The 15,555-nt window shown below is 70.9% G+C and carries 17 protein-coding genes and 1 riboswitch; of the genes, 8 read left to right on the plus strand and 9 right to left on the minus strand.

Features of this window, described 5'->3' with window-relative positions:
• Nucleotides 1–3: 3 nt before the first annotated feature.
• Genes AC3YO9_RS07340 through AC3YO9_RS07350 form a run of 3 tightly spaced genes read right to left on the minus strand, consistent with a single transcriptional unit; the run spans nt 4 to nt 1,981 of the window.
• Nucleotides 4–732: a VOC family protein gene (locus AC3YO9_RS07340; protein ID WP_489982704.1), complete on the minus strand. Its 729-nt coding sequence runs from the start codon at nt 730–732 to the stop codon at nt 4–6.
• A complete protein-coding gene (locus AC3YO9_RS07345) occupies nt 729–1,577 on the minus strand; it encodes an SDR family NAD(P)-dependent oxidoreductase (RefSeq protein ID WP_489982705.1) in 849 nt (282 codons plus the stop codon). The genes AC3YO9_RS07340 and AC3YO9_RS07345 overlap by 4 nt, the downstream gene beginning before the upstream one ends.
• Before the next feature lie 29 nt (nt 1,578–1,606).
• Nucleotides 1,607–1,981: a DUF1330 domain-containing protein gene (locus AC3YO9_RS07350; protein WP_489982706.1), complete on the minus strand. Its 375-nt coding sequence runs from the start codon at nt 1,979–1,981 to the stop codon at nt 1,607–1,609.
• 116 nt (nt 1,982–2,097) lie between these two features.
• On the opposite strand from AC3YO9_RS07350, the gene AC3YO9_RS07355 reads away from it, so the two are divergent.
• Together AC3YO9_RS07355 and AC3YO9_RS07360 are read left to right on the plus strand one after the other, a co-directional pair.
• Nucleotides 2,098–2,871, plus strand: coding sequence for a helix-turn-helix domain-containing protein (locus AC3YO9_RS07355; protein WP_489982707.1), 774 nt, complete (start codon nt 2,098–2,100; stop codon nt 2,869–2,871).
• 51 nt (nt 2,872–2,922) lie between these two features.
• A complete protein-coding gene (locus AC3YO9_RS07360; RefSeq protein ID WP_489982708.1) occupies nt 2,923–3,264 on the plus strand; it encodes a DUF1801 domain-containing protein in 342 nt (113 codons plus the stop codon).
• A 107-nt stretch (nt 3,265–3,371) separates the two neighbouring features.
• Here the strand turns inward: AC3YO9_RS07360 and AC3YO9_RS07365 are convergent, their stop codons facing one another.
• A complete protein-coding gene (locus tag AC3YO9_RS07365; protein WP_489982709.1) occupies nt 3,372–3,638 on the minus strand; it encodes a hypothetical protein in 267 nt (88 codons plus the stop codon).
• Between the two features lie 290 nt (nt 3,639–3,928).
• Nucleotides 3,929–4,309 (minus strand): DUF6642 family protein, encoded by a 381-nt coding sequence (locus AC3YO9_RS07370; RefSeq protein WP_489982710.1) that lies wholly within the window; start codon nt 4,307–4,309, stop codon nt 3,929–3,931.
• A gap of 426 nt (nt 4,310–4,735) precedes the next feature.
• On the opposite strand from AC3YO9_RS07370, the gene AC3YO9_RS07375 reads away from it, so the two are divergent.
• Together AC3YO9_RS07375 and AC3YO9_RS07380 are read left to right on the plus strand one after the other, a co-directional pair.
• On the plus strand, nt 4,736–5,578 hold the full coding sequence (locus AC3YO9_RS07375; RefSeq protein WP_489982711.1) for an aldo/keto reductase: 843 nt from the start codon (nt 4,736–4,738) through the stop codon (nt 5,576–5,578).
• Between the two features lie 16 nt (nt 5,579–5,594).
• On the plus strand, nt 5,595–7,268 hold the full coding sequence (locus tag AC3YO9_RS07380) for a Na+/H+ antiporter (RefSeq protein ID WP_489982712.1): 1,674 nt from the start codon (nt 5,595–5,597) through the stop codon (nt 7,266–7,268).
• Between the two features lie 8 nt (nt 7,269–7,276).
• On the opposite strand, the gene AC3YO9_RS07385 is transcribed toward AC3YO9_RS07380, so the two are convergent.
• Entirely contained in the window at nt 7,277–7,708 is a 432-nt protein-coding gene (locus AC3YO9_RS07385; RefSeq protein ID WP_489982713.1) for a hypothetical protein, read from the minus strand.
• A gap of 5 nt (nt 7,709–7,713) precedes the next feature.
• Nucleotides 7,714–7,825, minus strand: a riboswitch (SAM riboswitch).
• Between the two features lie 169 nt (nt 7,826–7,994).
• Between AC3YO9_RS07385 and AC3YO9_RS07390 the strand changes: the two genes are divergently transcribed.
• Together AC3YO9_RS07390 and AC3YO9_RS07395 are read left to right on the plus strand one after the other, a co-directional pair.
• Nucleotides 7,995–9,269: an acyltransferase family protein gene (locus AC3YO9_RS07390; protein ID WP_489982714.1), complete on the plus strand. Its 1,275-nt coding sequence runs from the start codon at nt 7,995–7,997 to the stop codon at nt 9,267–9,269.
• A gap of 56 nt (nt 9,270–9,325) precedes the next feature.
• Complete coding sequence (locus AC3YO9_RS07395; protein ID WP_489982715.1) at nt 9,326–10,015, plus strand: NADPH-dependent F420 reductase; 690 nt, start codon at nt 9,326–9,328, stop codon at nt 10,013–10,015.
• Between the two features lie 16 nt (nt 10,016–10,031).
• Here the strand turns inward: AC3YO9_RS07395 and AC3YO9_RS07400 are convergent, their stop codons facing one another.
• Together AC3YO9_RS07400 and AC3YO9_RS07405 are read right to left on the minus strand one after the other, a co-directional pair.
• Nucleotides 10,032–10,775 carry a GAF and ANTAR domain-containing protein gene (locus AC3YO9_RS07400; RefSeq protein WP_489982716.1) on the minus strand — a complete coding sequence of 248 codons (744 nt, stop codon included), beginning with the start codon at nt 10,773–10,775 and terminating at the stop codon, nt 10,032–10,034.
• A 203-nt stretch (nt 10,776–10,978) separates the two neighbouring features.
• The gene (locus AC3YO9_RS07405) at nt 10,979–12,001 is read right to left on the minus strand and encodes an NAD(P)-dependent alcohol dehydrogenase (RefSeq protein WP_489982717.1); all 1,023 of its coding nucleotides are present in this window, start codon (nt 11,999–12,001) and stop codon (nt 10,979–10,981) included.
• Nucleotides 12,002–12,220: 219 nt separating this feature from the next.
• On the opposite strand from AC3YO9_RS07405, the gene AC3YO9_RS07410 reads away from it, so the two are divergent.
• Both AC3YO9_RS07410 and AC3YO9_RS07415 read left to right on the plus strand, forming a co-directional pair.
• Complete coding sequence (locus AC3YO9_RS07410; protein ID WP_489982718.1) at nt 12,221–13,768, plus strand: MFS transporter; 1,548 nt, start codon at nt 12,221–12,223, stop codon at nt 13,766–13,768.
• Nucleotides 13,769–13,805: 37 nt separating this feature from the next.
• On the plus strand, nt 13,806–14,564 hold the full coding sequence (locus AC3YO9_RS07415) for an enoyl-CoA hydratase-related protein (RefSeq protein ID WP_489982719.1): 759 nt from the start codon (nt 13,806–13,808) through the stop codon (nt 14,562–14,564).
• Nucleotides 14,565–14,574: 10 nt separating this feature from the next.
• Here AC3YO9_RS07415 and AC3YO9_RS07420 read toward each other — a convergent pair whose 3' ends face one another.
• Nucleotides 14,575–15,387, minus strand: coding sequence for an IclR family transcriptional regulator (locus AC3YO9_RS07420; RefSeq protein ID WP_489982720.1), 813 nt, complete (start codon nt 15,385–15,387; stop codon nt 14,575–14,577).
• Between the last annotated feature and the right edge of the window lie 168 nt (nt 15,388–15,555).

A 15,555-nucleotide genomic window follows, 5' to 3' on the forward strand; every position in this document is an offset into this window, starting at 1 on the left:
ACGTCACGCCACGGTCGGGGGGTGCACGCAGAACTCGTGGCCGTCGGGGTCGGCCAGCACCACCCAGCTGGCGTCGCCCTGGCCGATGTCCACCCGGGTGGCGCCGAGGGCGAGCAGCCGGTCGACCTCGGTCTGCTGGTCGCCGCCGGGCGGGGGAGCGAGGTCGAGGTGGAGGCGGTGCTTGCCGGTCTTGGGCAGCAGCGGGGGACCGCCCCAGGTGAGCTTGGGGCCGCCGTGCGGTGCGCGGATGGCGGTCTCCTGGTCCTGGTCCCACACCAGCGGCCAGCCCAGCGCCTCGCTCCAGAAGTAGCCGCAGGCCTGCGAGCCGTCACCGGCCAGTGCCCCGACGAACCCGCAGTCGGCGAGGAAGCGGTTGCCGGGCCCGATGACGCAGAACTCGTTGCCCTCCGGGTCGGCGAGCACCACGTGGCCCTCCTCCGGGCGCTGACCGAGGTCGAGGTGGCGCGCGCCCAGCTCCAGCGCCCGGGCCACGGTGCGCCGCTGGTCCTCCAGGGAGGTGCTGGTGAGGTCCAGGTGCAGGTGGTTCTGGCCGACCTTCGGCTCCTGGGTAGGGATGACGTCGATCCGGAATCCGGTGTCGTCACGGGGCAGGAGCACGGTGCCGTTCTGCGGGTCCTGGGCCAGGTCCCAGCCCAGGACGCCGGCCCAGAACTGCGCGAGAGCGGGCGGGTCGTGGGCGTCGACGCAGAGGGAGATCAGCTGGCAGCTCATGCCGGACGCTCCGCCCGTTCCTGGGCGGTGCGGAACCGCGCGTCGCGCTGGTAGTCGTCGTGGCGCAGCTGCAGTGCGGCCGCCACCTGTCCGGGGGCGTCGTCGCCGACCAGCAGCCGCAGCCGCTCGTCGGCCGGGTCGGCGACGTGGCGCAGGATCGCGGCTGCGGCGTCCTCAGGGGCGGTGCCACCACCGGTGCCACCGGTGCTGGGCCACGGGACCTCCGGCGTGCCGAACAGCTCGGTGCGCAGCTCGTCGTAGGCGGGGTCTGGCTGGGCGAAGCGCATGCTGGCCGTGGCCCACTCGGTGTCGATCCCGCCGAGCTCGGCGATGGTCACGCGGATGCCGAACCGGCGCACCTCCCCGGCCAGGGCCTCGCTGAAGCCCTCCAGCCCCCACTTCGCCGCGTTGTACAGCCCGAGGGTGGGCATGGTGCCGACGGCGCCGACGGTGGAGATCTGCACGACGTGGCCGCTGCCCTGCTCGCGCATCACCGGCAGCGCGGCCTGGGTGAGCCAGAGGGCGCCCAGCAGGTTGGTGTCGATGACCTGCCGGGCGTCGCTCTCGGACACCTCCTCCACCGCGCCGACCAGCCCGTGGCCGGCGTTGTTCACCAGCACGTCGAGGCGGTCGAAGCGCTCCAGGGTGTGGTCCACCGCGGCGTGCGCCCCGTCGCGGTCGCGGACGTCGAGACGGTGCACCAGCAGGCGGTCGTGCGTCGGCAGCGAGTGCTCGCCGCGGACGGTGGCCACCACGCAGTGCCCGGCCGCCAGCGCCGCGGTGGTCAGCGCCCGGCCGAGGCCGCGGCCCGCCCCGGTGACCAACCAGACCTGTCGAGACGTCATGGCGCCACCGTAGGCCGCGGGGCGGCTGCTCACCCCGCGAGCAGCTTGGCCAGGGTGTCGGTGGCGCGGTAGCCCGCCGGCACCCCCTCCACCACCAGGGCGCGGGAGACGGAGTTGGTGGTCCGCAGGCCCAGGATCTCCTGGTAGGCCGGTGAGTCGTACCAGGCCCGGGCGGCGGCCAATGACGGGAAGCCGATGACCACCAGGGCGCCCGACCAGCTGCCCTCCAGGATCTCCGGTGGGCTGCCGTGCACCAGCCACTCACCGCCGAACGGCTGCAGCGTTGCCTCGATGGTCTCCAGGTAGCGCTGGATCTCCGGCCCAAAGCGGACGTCCTCCAGGAAGGCCACGGCGTAGCCGCGCGGGGTGTCGGTGGCGGGCTGGGGGTGGACGGTGTCGGTCATGATCGTTCCTCTCGATCGGACGTGCGGACGCCATCGATCGTGGGCGCGTCGGTGCGCAGGCGCCATGACCTCCGAGGTCATGGGAGGGCGGCCCGGTGGTCCCTAGGCTGAGTCGCATGACCGTGGTCGGGGACGGCGTCGAGGTGGGTGGGCTGCTGCGCACCTGGCGCGAGCGGCGCCGGTACAGCCAGCAGGAGCTCTCCGACCGCTCGCGGGTGAGCACCCGGCACCTGAGCCGGGTGGAGACCGGCCGGGCCCGGCCGACGTCGGAGATGGTGCTGCACCTGGCCGAGCACCTTGAGGTGCCGCTGCGCGAGCGCAACCGGCTGCTGCTCGCCGCGGGGTACGCGCCGTGCTTCCACGACCACCCGCTGGACGACGCGAGTGTCGCGGTGGTGATGGAGGGTCTGCGGCACCTGCTGGACGCGCACCTGCCGTACCCGGCGCTGCTGCTGGACACCGGCTGGGACGTGGTGGACGCCAACGCTGCCGTGGACCAGCTGCTGGTGGGCTGCGACCCGGCGCTGCTCGAGCCGCCGCTGAACGTGGTGCGGCTGTGCCTGCACCCCCGGGGTCTGGCGCCGCGCATCCGCAACCTCGACCAGTGGGCGGCGCACCTGCACCAGCAGGTCAGCCACCGAGCTCAGCACACCCACGATCCCCGCCACCTCGCGCTGGTCGCGGAGATTGGGTCCTACGTGGACGGTGTGCCCAAGGTGCCGGTGAGCACCGGGCCGGTGCTCACTCTCGAGCTGCAGACCGACGCCGGGGTGCTGCGGTTCTTCAGCACCTCGGCGCAGCTGGACACCGCCACCGACGCCACCCTGGAGGGGCTGCACCTGGAGACGTTCCTGCCCGCCGACGTCGCCACCCGGCAGGCGTTCGGCTGACGCACGGAAACCCCTAGCCTGACCTGCGGCATCGCGAGTATCTTCCGGGCGATGAGCGAGAACTGGCGCGGTGAGACCGTCGACAAGGTGCGTTCCCTGATCCTGTCGGCCGAGCCCGGCATGGCCGAGGAGGCCAAGTGGCGCAAACCGTCGAACCCCGACGGCGTGCCCACGTTCTCCTGCGACGGCCTGGTCTGCACGGTGGAGACCTACAAGGACAAGGTGAAGCTGACCTTCGCCCAGGGCGCCTCGCTGGACGACCCGGCGGGGCTGTTCAACGCCAGCCTGGACGCGGGCACCCGCCGGGCCATCGACCTGCGGGAGAGCGACCCGCTGGACGAGGGTGCCTTTGTCACGCTCGTGCGCGAGGCGGTGGGCCACAACCGGTCGTGAGGTTCAGCCGCGCAGCCGGGTGTTGAGGCGCGCGGCCTGCCGGGTGAGGTGGTTGCGCTCGGCAACGTTGGCTGGCCTCGGGCCTAGGGCCCAGGCTCGTTACAGCGCTAGCCCTTCCGGTCGACCTTCTCGATGGCGGCCACGGCCGCGGCGGCGACTTCCTTGGCGATGACGCCGTCGGGGTCTCGGTTGCCCAGGAGGCCGGCCAGTGCGGTCTCAACGGCCTGCAGGCGCCTGGAGTGCCTGCTCCAGATCAGGGCCGCGAGCTCCTCAGCCTCGACGGGTTCGAAGTTCTCGCAGACGCGATCACCGTCCAGGTAGATGGACACGCGGTCGTCGTCGTCCTCGGGGTGACGCTCAGTCAGGATCTTCATGATTGCGGGATCAGCTCCTCATGCTGGCGAACGTGACTGGGGTTGTCGTCCCGTGATGTGGAAACAGGCTACGGCCTCGAGGTCAGCCCGCGGCCAAGCGAAGTCGTCGCGTCCAGTCGACCGCCATCCATCGGCCATGAAGTCCTGTCGCCGAACGGGCGATCAGTAATCGGGTGCCGTCCTTCGCCGCCATACCGAACATGGGGCCCTCCGGAGTGGCGAGCGCCCGGCTGCCGGCGCAGCTACCCGTGTCCTAGCATTGGCCCCCGATTAGCGACTTGTATTCAGGCTCAGGCGTGCAGAACCGTCGCCTTCGTCGCCACGGCTAGTCCGAGATCGGAGGCGAACTTGCCGTGGTCTCTGACGGGCGCCCGAAGAATCGCATCGCTGCGGTTGCCCCGAAGCATCCGTTCAAGCAGCAGAAGCTCAAAGGCGGCCCCTTCGAGCCACGCGACCTCCTTGGTGTAGCCCACCGCAGCACGGGCGCCGGTGCGCTTGACGAAATCAGTCAGTTGCTTCGGCTCGCCGGCGAGGGTGAGACACGAGCCGAAGTAGATGATCCGACCTTCGGCGCGGCCGGCGATCTGCTCTGCAACTTCTTCGATCTCAACCGAAGCTTCACCCCCCCAAGCCGATCCCACCTGAACTGCCGTGAGACGCGAGGTAAGCACGTCGTAGCTCGCATAACGACGTTGGCACCACTTGTCGAGTTAGTAGACAAACTCCTCACGGGTAGCAACGTCGCGGTGGATAGACCGGGCGTGACCAAGCCGCTCCAACAGATCCAGAAGTGGCAGGACGGAATCTCTGCGCCGTAGGTCGCCGTCCCACTCGCCTTCGAGACAAAAGATTCCGGGAAGTACGGCCATGCGACTCTGCTCCATGTTCTGTTGGTGGGGGACTTGACGCTAACGCACCCTTCCGGTCGATCGGTACCGAATTGGTCGAGTTCCGACCAAGTCGGCTTGGTTGACGATCCGCATGAGGCAGTAGCCATCCAACTAGCCGGCCGAGCCTTGCTACGGCCCACGCAAGTGGTCGCACACCTACAGCGAGGCCACCATGGAGGGACGCCCCGCCAGCAGAGAGGTCCACCCATGGAGACCGTGATCCTGAACGACGGTGTCGAGATGCCGATCCTCGGCTTCGGCGTCTACCAGGTCCCGCCCGAGGACACCGAGGAGGTCGTGGCCACCGCGCTGGACGTCGGCTACCGCCACATCGACACGGCCGCGGCCTACGGCAATGAGGAGGCCGTCGGGCGCGCCATCGCCACGAGTGGCGTGCCCCGCGACCAGCTGTTCGTCACCACCAAGATGTGGGTGCAGGACAAGGGGCAGGACTACGCCAAGCAGCTGTTTGAGGAGTCCCGCACCAAGCTCGGCCTGGACTACCTCGACCTCTACCTCGTCCACCAGCCCTACGGCGACTACTACAGCTCCTGGCGGGCGATGGAGCGCCTGCACGCCGACGGTGTCATCCGGGCCATCGGCGTCTCCAACTTCTACCCCGACCGCCTGGTCGACCTGATCAACCACAACGAGATCCCGCCGGCGGTCAACCAGATCGAGACGCACCCGTTCTTCCAGCGCAACCCCGACCAGGAGCTGATGGAGTCCAACGGGGTGCAGATGGAGTCGTGGGGTCCCTTCGCCGAGGGCCGCAACCACCTCTTCACCGACCCCACCCTCACGGAGATCGCCTCCGCAACTGGCAAGTCGGTGGCGCAGGTGGTGCTGCGGTGGCTCATCCAGCGCGAGGTGGTGGTCATCCCCAAGTCGGTGCGGCGCGAGCGGATGGTGGAGAACTTCGACGTGTTCGGCTTTGAGCTGACCCCGGAGCAGATGGACCAGGTAGCCACCCTGGACAAGGGCACCTCGGCGTTCTTTGACCACCGCGACCCCGAGTGGGTCAGTCGCATCGGCGGCGGCCGCAGCTGACCCGAGCGGCGCTGACGTGACCGGCCTCGACGTCACCGTGGTGCTGGGCGCCGCGTTGCTCGCCGGGGCGGTGCTGGCCCCGCGCCTGCGCCTGGCCACGCCGCTGTTCCTGGTCGTCCTGGGGCTGCTGCTCGGCTTCGTCCCGCGGCTGCGGCAGATCGAGCTGCCTCCGGAGACGGTGCTGCTGTTGTTCCTGCCCGCGATCCTGTTCTGGGAGAGCCTGACGACGTCGCTGCGCTCGATCAGGCGGGACCTGCGCGGCATCGTCCTCCTCAGCACCGTGCTGGTGGTGGCCACGGCGTTCGCGGTGGCCGGTATCGCCCACGCGCTGGGCATGCCGTGGCCCGCCGCGCTCATCCTCGGCGCCGCGGTCGCCCCGCCTGACGCCACCGCCGTGGCCGGGCTGGGACGCACCCTGCCGCACCGCAACTTCATGCTGCTCAAGGCCGAGAGCCTCACCAACGACGGCACCGCCCTGGTGGTCTTCGCCCTCGCCGTGGGGGTGGCGGTGGGTGGGCGCTACTCACCGCTGGACATCACTGCCCGGGTGCTGCTCTCCTACCTCGGCGGCATCACCGTGGGCGCCGCGGTCGCCGGCCTGGCCTACCTGCTAATGCGGCCGCTGCGCGAGGCACGGGCCATCAATCTCACGCTGCTGCTCGTCCCGTTCGTCGCCTACCTGCTGGCCGAGCTGATCGAGGCCTCCGGGGTGCTGGCCGTGGTCGTCGCAGGGCTCATCCTGGCGTTCAACTCGGGTCGCATCACCACGGCGGCCTCACGTCGGCAGACCGAGGCGGCGTGGCCGCTGGGGTCCTACGTGCTAAACGGCGCGCTCTTCGTGCTCATCGGCCTGGAGGTGCAGGCCGTGGCCCACCAGCTGGAGGCGGGCGACGTGGCGCGGCTGCTGGTCACCATGGTCGCCGTCTGGCTGGGGCTGATCCTCGTCCGCTTCCTCTTCCAGACCTCCACTGTCCTGCTGATCCGGCTGCTCGACCGCCGGCCCTCCCAGCGCGCGCGGCGGATGACCCACCGTGCCCGGGTGGTGAGCGCGGTCGCCGGGTTCCGCGGAGCGGTCTCGCTCGCCCTGGCGCTGTCGGTGCCCGCGACCTTGGACAACGGGCAACCGCTGCCGGCCCGCGACGAGATCACCCTGGTCGCGGCCGGGGTCGTGCTCCTCACGCTGCTGGTGCAGGGTCCCGCGCTGCCCGCGGTGGTGCGGTGGGCCCACCTGCCGGAGGATGCCACCCATGCTGCCGAGCTGCGGCTGGCCGAGCACGCGATCACCACCACCGCCGTGGCCGCCCTGCCCGCCCTGGCCGACGAGCACGGCACCAGCGAGGAGGTGCGGGTGCGACTGATCCGCGACTACGAGGAGCACCTGCGCCTGGTCGACGCCACGACTCCGGTGCCCGCGGAGCAGGCGGACCGCGACAGCGAGGTGTTCGAGGCGTCCGCCCAGGAGTCGCCCAACAGTGCCGACGCCGTGGCCGCGCTCGCCGTCGCCCGCGACGCGCCACGCACCCACAACGAGGAGTACACGCGGCTGCGGCTCGCGCTGATGGAGCGCAAGCGGGAGGTGCTGAACCAGCTGCGCCGCGACGGGGTCATCGACGACACCGTGGCGCGCCGGGTGCAGGCGCGGCTCGACATCGAGGAGCTGCGCCTGGCCGGTGTCGACCCGCTGGACTAGCGGTTGGCTCAGGCCCACCAGGGTGTGACCGCGACGCCGTCGAGCGTGACGAGCTGCAGCTCGGTCGCGCCGGGATCGACCAGCGCCGACACCGGCTCGGTGGCGCCGGGTGGCTCCAGCAGGCACGGGGTGGGGCCGTCGCTGCTGCAGGGGAACCACAGCCCCGCGCACTGCAGCACCGTGCCTGCGCGCACGATCTTCACGGCCGGCCCGTGCGTTCCCACGGCGGCGCGCAGCCGCCCAGGGTGGTGGTGCCACCACCGCAGCAGCGAGCCGTCGCGGCACTCGATGAGCACGTGGTCGCCGTCGAAGCCCACCACCGTCGCCCAGCGGCCACGCGAGCGGTACTGCCGCGCCATGATCCAGTGCGGCTGGTGTCCGCTGCGGTACGTCCGGCACGGTCCCACACCTGGCAGCTCGACGTTGCGCATCACCGTCATCTCCGATCCCATCCTTGGCCGCACCGGGTGCGCGGCCCTGTTCTTCCTGCGGAAGCACCCCGGGGGAGAGGGTTGCTGGACAGCCAGCCGCAGGGCTTGGCGCTGTCACTCGGGAACGGGCTGGACTGTACTGCCGAACGCCGACACAACGGGTTCGCCCTCGACGCTCGCCGCAGTGGCGACTCGTCACGATGCACGCCAGGCTGGAGAGGTCGCTGTCGGCGACACGAGTGGCGGTGCCCAACTGGTCATTCGGGCGCCACGGTCTGGGCACTACGCTGCCCGGGTGCCAGTCTCCGAGATGAGTCCCGTCAAGACCGATGCGCTGGTGCTGGCGTCCGGCAAACGACGGACATCGCTCAGCGAGGGCTTGGGCGGACACGACAACTCGCTCGGCATCATCCGGCTGGTTCTCGCCTCGTTGGTCATCTTCTCCCACGCCTTCCCCCTCGGCGGGGGTGAGGACCCGATGCTGCGGTGGAGCCGCGGTCAGGACAACCTCGGCGCCATGGCCGTGCTCGGGTTCTTCGCCATCAGTGGCTACCTGATCACCAAGAGCGGTGCCGGAAGCGACATCGTGCGGTACCTCTGGCACCGGGCGCTGCGCATCTTGCCGGCCTTCTGGGGTGTGCTCCTGGTCAGCGCACTGGTCGTGGGCCCGCTGATCTGGATTCGAGATGGCCACGACCTGGCCAGCTACTTCCAGAGAGCTGACGGTGGCCCTGCCACCTACCTGAAGGCGAACTGGGACCTCACCATCAACACGTGGGGCATCTACGACATCTTTGCGGGGACGACGCCCTACGGGGACACGGTCCACATGTCGGTCTTCAACGGGTCGGTGTGGACGCTGACCTACGAGTGGACGTGTTACCTCATCATTGGCGTGTTCGTGCTGTTCGGGGCCCTGGGCCGGGCGAAGTTCCTGGTGCCGCTGCTCACCGCGGTCTTCCTCGCCATGCAGGTGATCCGCACGGAGCTTCCCGCCCACGCGCACGTGCTCGGCTCGTACTTCGGCGACCGCTACCACGTCACGCTGCCGCTGATCTTCTTGTACGGCGCCTGTCTCGCGCTGTACTCCAAGCGCATCCCGCTCGACGACCGTCTGGCCGCGGTCTGTGGAACCACGGTGGTGCTCACCGTGCTTCTGGGCTGGTTCGGTCTGCTCGGCTACCCCGCCCTGGCCTACTTCCTGATGTGGCTCGCGGCACGCCTTCCCGCTGCGCTCCGCAAGGTGGGTGCAACGAACGACTACTCCTACGGCATCTATCTCTACGGGTTCGTCGTCGCGCAGGTGTTGGCCTACCTCGGCGTGCACCGGTGGGGCTACCTGCCCTTCTCGCTGCTGACCCTCGCGGTCGCCGCCGGGTGCGCTGCCGCGAGCTGGCACCTCGTGGAGAAGCGTGTTCTCGCAGTGAAGGATCGTGGGCCGGGCCGCGGTCACCGCTACTGGCGAGACGCCAGCACCGGCGTGGCGACCCGAGTACTCACCGGCCGGGTGAGCACCTTCGTCGTGGGCTGTGTGCTGCTCGCTGGTGGGTACGCCATGGTCTGGCGCTGACCTTCCCACCGGCCTGAGCGGGGAATACCTGTCCTTCGCGCCGAGTTGTCCGCACCATGACGACCATCGGTTTCATCGGCAGCGGCAACATCGGCAGCAACCTCGCGCGACTGGCTCTCACCCGCGGCTACGACGTGGTGCTCAGCAACAGCCGCGGCCCGGAGACGCTGCAGGACCTGGTCGGCACCTTCGGCCCCGGGGCCTGCGCGGCCACCCCGGAGGAGGCCGCCGCGGCCGGCGACCTCGTGGTGGTCACCGTCCCGCTCAAGAGCTACCAGCAGGTGCCGGTGGAGCCGCTGCGCGGCAAGGTCGTCATCGACACCAACAACTACTACCCGCAGCGCGACGGGCAGATCGCCGAGCTGGACGACGAGTCCACCACCGTCTCCGAGCTGCTCCAGGCGCACCTGCCCGACTCGCAGGTGGTCAAGGCGTTCAACAACATCTACTTCGACTTCATCGGCACGCTGGCCCGCCCCGCCGGCAACTCCGGGCGCAGCGCGCTGGCCATCGCCGGCGACGACGCCGGGGCCAAGCAGACCGTCACCAAGCTGCTCGACCAGCTGGGCTACGACGCCCTGGACGCCGGCCCGCTCGCCGAGGGCTGGCGCTACCAGCGCGACACCCCCGCCTACGCGGCCTACTTCGACACCACGGCCGAGAGCCAGACACCCCGGGCGCGTCAGGCGACCGCCGGGCAGCTGCGCGAGCTGCTGGCCCAGGCGAAGCGCTACCGCGACATGTGAGCCCCAGCCAGCCGGGCTAGGAGGAGTCGGCGCTCTTGGTGGCGTCGGCGACGATCTGAGCGGCGATGATGTGCAGCTTCACGTTCTGCTCCTGGGACAGCCGCGAGATGAGGTCGAAGGCAGCCTTGGCGTCCAGCGTGAACCGCTCCATCACGACTCCCTTGGCCTGGCCGATGACGTCGCGGTTGACCAGTGCGTTGGTGAGCGTGCGCTCCTGGCGCGCACCGGCGATGGCCACGGCAGCATGGGTCGCGAAGATCAGGCCGGTCGCGACCGACTCCTCGGTGAACGCAGACGGCTGCGAGGAGTACAGGTTGAGCACTCCGAGGTTGTCACCCTCGACGTAGAGCTGGAAGCACAGCATCGAGGCGATTCCGGCCGCGCGGCCGGCCGCCACGAAGGCCGGCCACCGGTCCTCGTCGGCGAGGTCGGCGATGTGCAGGGTCTCTTGCTCGTAGATCGCGGTGAGGCAGGGTCCCTCGCCCAGCTCCGTCTGCATCTCGTCCATCCGCCGGGCCAGCTCGTCGGTCGTCGCCTTGGGCAGCACGACCTTGCGGTCCACGACTGTGCTGATGGTTCCGTGCTCGGCGCCGATCACAGACGAGAGCACCGCGGTGAGCACCGCGTCCAAGGTGTCGTCCTCGCTGCCGTGGTCACGGTGCAGGGTTCGGGCAAGCTCACCCATCACGGTGCTGAACTTCTCCGCCTCCCCGTGGACCGCAGTGGGGGTCCGCTCGTTCTCGCCCGTGGGCATAGCCATGGAGTGGCCTCTCTTTCGGACGCTCGACGCTGGTCAGGGCACTGCCCAGGCTAAGGGCTCTGGTCATCGTAGGGCATCACGTGGACATATCGGGGCAAGCTAGTTGACAGGCGGGCTGGGGCACGCTAACTGGTTGAGCCCAATCACCTTGCTTGACTGTAGTACTGGCAAGAGCGGTGCGCTGGGCGCTGCGGCTGGGCGGTCTAGGGGACCACCACGGCGCGGCCGGTGATCGAGCCCGCGCGCAGGTCCTCATAGGCCTGTGGCGCCTGGTCGATGCCGTAGGTGGTGGTGTGGATCTGGATCTGGCCCCTCCGGGCCATCTCCACCAGCTCCATCAGCTCCTTGCGCCGGCCCCACAGCGAGGTGGACACCGAGATGTTGTACGGCGCACTGGTGAGACCGATCTTGGCGCCGCCGTTGCCGGCCCCCACGATCACCACCGACGACGCCACCCCGGCGCAGGCCACGGCCAGCTCCCCGGTGACGTCGGCGCCCACGAAGTCCAGCACCACGTTGGCACCGCGGCCGCCGGTGAGCTCGCGGATCTTCACTGCCGCCTCCGGGTTGGACTGGAAGGCCTCGTGCGCGCCCTGCTCCCGGGCGAAGGCCAGCTTCTCCTCGCCCACGTCCAGGGCCACCACCCGCGAGGCGGTGAGCGTGCGGAGCAGCTGGATGGCCACGTGGCCGAGCCCGCCCGCGCCGATCACCACCACCGTGGAGCCGCCCACCAGCTGGTGCTGCACGCTCTTGATCGCCTGGTAGGGCGTGAGCGCGGCGTCGGTGAGCGAGGCCGCGCGCACCGGGTCGAGGTCGCCGATGGGCACCATGTGGCGCACGGAGTCGACGACCATGTACTCCGCCATGGCCCCGTCGTGGCCGAGGCCCGGTGAGGTCATCCCGTTGAGGCAGAGGTTCTCGTAGCCCTCGGCGCACATCTCGCACACCCCGCAGCCCCAGCAGCCGTAGACGATGACGGCATCACCGACGGCGACGCCCTCCACTCCCTCGCCGAGCGCGGCCACGGTGCCCGCGGGCTCGTGGCCCAGCGTCATCGGCATGGGATAGGGGTAGGTCTCCTGCGGCCACGCCATGACGAACTCGTCGGAGTGGCACAACCCGGACGCGGTGATCTTGAGCAGGATCTCCCCGGAGGCGGGGGTTGGCTCGTCGACGTCGACCAGCTCGGGGCGGGAACCGAAGCTGCGGTACTGCACGGCCTTCATGGCGTCTCCTCTGCGCGTGGCTCTTCGGAGAGTCGTGACCGGCCGCGACCGGCAGGACCCACCCTCCATGGTCCACGCGCAGCGACCGGGGCCGACGGCTGCCGGACCGGCTCGACGCAAGCCGGCCGCGGACAGGGCAGAGTGTGCGGGTGGCCGGGACGTCCTGACCGCTTCCACTGGCGGCAACGCCCCTCTCGAGCAAACCCCTGGAGCACCGCAGTGACCTTCACCGAGTCCACCGACGTCGCTGCGCCGGTGTCGGTGGCCCGCCGCTGGGCGTCGCTGGCCGTCCTGTCGGCGAGCCTGCTCGTCGTCACCATGGACCTCACCGTCCTCAACGTGGCCCTGCCCGACCTGGCCGCCGACCTGCGCCCCACCGCCAACGAGCAGCTGTGGATCGTGGACATCTACTCGCTGGTGCTGGCCGGGCTGCTGATCTCCATGAGCGGCCTGGCCGACCGGTGGGGCCGCAAGGCCGTGCTGCTGGGCGGCTTCGTGGTCTTCGGCGCGGCCTCGGCGGTGGTGCTGCTGGTGGATTCCTCCGCCGAGCTCATCGCCGCCCGAGCCGCGCTCGGCGTCGGCGGGGCGATGATCATGCCCACCACGCTCTCGCTGCTGCGGTCCGTCTTCACCGACCCTGCCGAGCGCGCCACCGCACTCGGCGTGTGGGCGGGGGTGTCCTCCATCGGCGCTGCCGTCGGCCCCATCGTCGGCGGCGCGCTGCTGGAGCACTTCAGCTGGCACGCCGCCTTCCTGGTCAACGTGCCGCTGATGGTGGTGGCCCTGGTGGCCGGCTGGCTGATCCTGCCCGAGGCGCGCGTGCCCAACCCGGGGCGCTGGGACTTCGTCGCCACCGTGCTGTCCGTCGGTGGGATGGTCGCGCTGATCTGGGGCATCAAGCACTTCGCCAAGGAGACCAGCCTGCTGGCCCCCGCCGGCTGGGCCGCGCTGCTCGCTGCCGTCGTGCTGCTCACCGTGTTCGTCCGCCGCTGCCTGCGCCAGGACGAGCCGCTGCTGGACGTGCGGCTGTTCACCCGCCGCCCCTTCACCGCCGGCGTGGTCGCCGCGCTCGGAGCCATGCTGGCCATCGCCGCGCTGCTGCTGCTGCTCGCGCAGTGGCTGCAGCTGGTGCAGGGCCAGAGCCCGCTGCAGTCGGGCGTGCACCTGCTGCCCATCGCCGGTGGCGGGCTGGTCGCCTCGGTGGCGGCTCCGGTGCTGGCCCGCTGGATCGGGGCGCGCACGGTGCTGGCCGTCGGCGTGGCCATCGCCGGGGTGGGTTGCCTGCTCATCTACCTGGTGCCCGGCGAGCTCACCTACACCACCGCCGCCATCGCCATGGCGCTCACCGGCGCCGGTGCCGGGTCGCTGGCCATCGGCTCGGCCATGATCATGGCCGGCACCCCGCCGGAGAAGGCGGGCAACGCCGCCGCCATCGAGGAGACCGCCTACGACCTGGGCAACGTGCTCGGCGTCGCCCTGCTGGGCAGCATCGCCGCGGTGATCTACCGCAACCACCTGGACGTCGGGGCGCTGGCCGAGCAGGGCGTACCGGCGGAGCTGGTGACCGCTGCGGAGGACTCCCTGGGCGGAGCCGCCGCCGTGGCCACCCAGGCGCAGCTGCCGGAGCTGGCCGCGCAGGCCAGGGTGGCGTTCACCGACGCGCTCGCCGACACCAGCCTGGTGGCCGGCGTGTTCATGCTGGTGGTCAGCGTCGTCGTCTTCGCCACTGCGCCCAAGGGGCTGGACATCACCAAGCAGGAGCACTAGCCCCACCCGGTGGCCTGCACGGGATACGTTGCCGCACATGAGCACACCCCTGGTGACCACGACCCGTGAGGGCCGGACGCTGGTGATCCGGCTGGACCGGGAGGCCAAGCGCAACGCCCTCAACCCCGACGTCACCGCCGGGCTGGACGCCGCCCTCAACGAGCTGGACGACGACCCGCAGCTGTGGTGCGGCGTGCTCACCGGCGGCCCCGCGGTGTTCTCCGCCGGCGCCGACCTGGCCACCGGACCGGGTGAGCCCACCGAGCGCGGTGGCATCGCCGGGCTCATCACCCGCCGCCGGGTGAAGCCGCTGATCGCCGCCGTGGAGGGCCTGGCCCTGGGCGGGGGCATGGAGCTGGTGTTCTGCTGCGACCTGGTGGTGGCCTCGCGCACCGCTGCCTTCGGCCTGCCGGAGGTCAAGCGTGGCCTGGTGCCCGACTTCGGCGGCGCGTTCCGGGCGGCGCACCTGCTGCCGGCCAACGTGGCCCGCGAGCTGCTGCTCACCGGCGCCACCCTGGACGCCGAGCGCGCCGAGCGGCTGGGCTTCGTCAACCGGCTCACCGCACCGGGGGAGGCGCTGGCCACCGCGCTGGCGCTGGCCGAGGAGATCAACCGCAACGCGCCGCTGGCCGTGCGGGAGGCGCTGCGCCTGGGCGGCGAAGAGATCAGCGGTGACGAGACGGCGTCCTGGCAGCGCAGCAACGCCGCGCACGCCCGGCTGCTGGCCTCGGCCGACGTCAAGGAGGGCATCTCCGCGTTCTTCGAGCGGCGCGACCCGGACTGGTCCGGCCGCTGAGCGAACCCGGTCAGCGGGGCAGGAACAGGTCCCGCCGCGCCATGGTGCTGGACACCGCCGCCGCGGCGGCCCGGACCGCGTCCACGTGCGCCTCCGGGCGAAACCGCGACGTGGGCCCGGTGACGCTGATCGCCGCCACCGCCCGCTCGTCCGCGCCCAGCACGGGGGCGGCCACGCACTGCAGCCCCACCGCCGACTCCTCGTGCTCAAAGGCCACCCCGCGCTCCACCACCGCGTCCAGCTGGCGCAGCAGCAGTCCCGGCGCCACCACGGTGTGCGGGGTGCGCCGCTCCAGCCGCCCGCTGAGCACCGCCCGCCGCAGCTCGGGCTCCGCGTGCGCCAGCAGCACCTTGCCGATGGCCGTGCAGTGCAACGGCATCCGACCCCCGTGCCGGGACGGCGTGGCGGCCTGGCGGTGCCCGCCGATCTTGGCGACGTAGACCACCTCCCGGCCCTCCGGCACGCCCAGGTGCACCGTCTCGTGGGTGCGCTCGTAGAGGTCCTGCAGGAACGGCATGGCCACCTCCAGCAGGCTGCGCTCCACCGACGCCCGCAGGCCCAGCTCGAACAGCCCGCCGCTGAGCCGGTAGCCGGCGCTGCTGCCGCTCACCCGGTCCAGCAGCCGGGTGGCCACCAGCTCACCGGCCAGGCGGTGCACGGTGGCCTTGTGCAGCCCGGTGCGCCGGACCAGCTCGGCCAGGCTGAGCACCTGGTCGTCCGGGGTGAAGGCGCGCAGGATGGCCACCGCCTTGCCCAGCACCGTGTTCAGGTCTCCGGTTCCCACCGACGGGTCCACAGGCGGGTCCACCGCTGGGTTCACCACCGCGCCCTCCTCGGCCGACTTTCGCCCACCGTATCGCTGAGCGAGACGAAGGGGTGGTCTGTGCCCGCTGGGTGGCGCAGAGTGGCCGGCGAACCAGAACCTGTCGAGAGTGGAGCACCACCATCAGCCAGTACCAAGTTCCGACCGGGCCCGCCGAGGCGCCCAGCA

This window comes from Rhodococcus sp. Z6_132, from assembly GCF_058133635.1.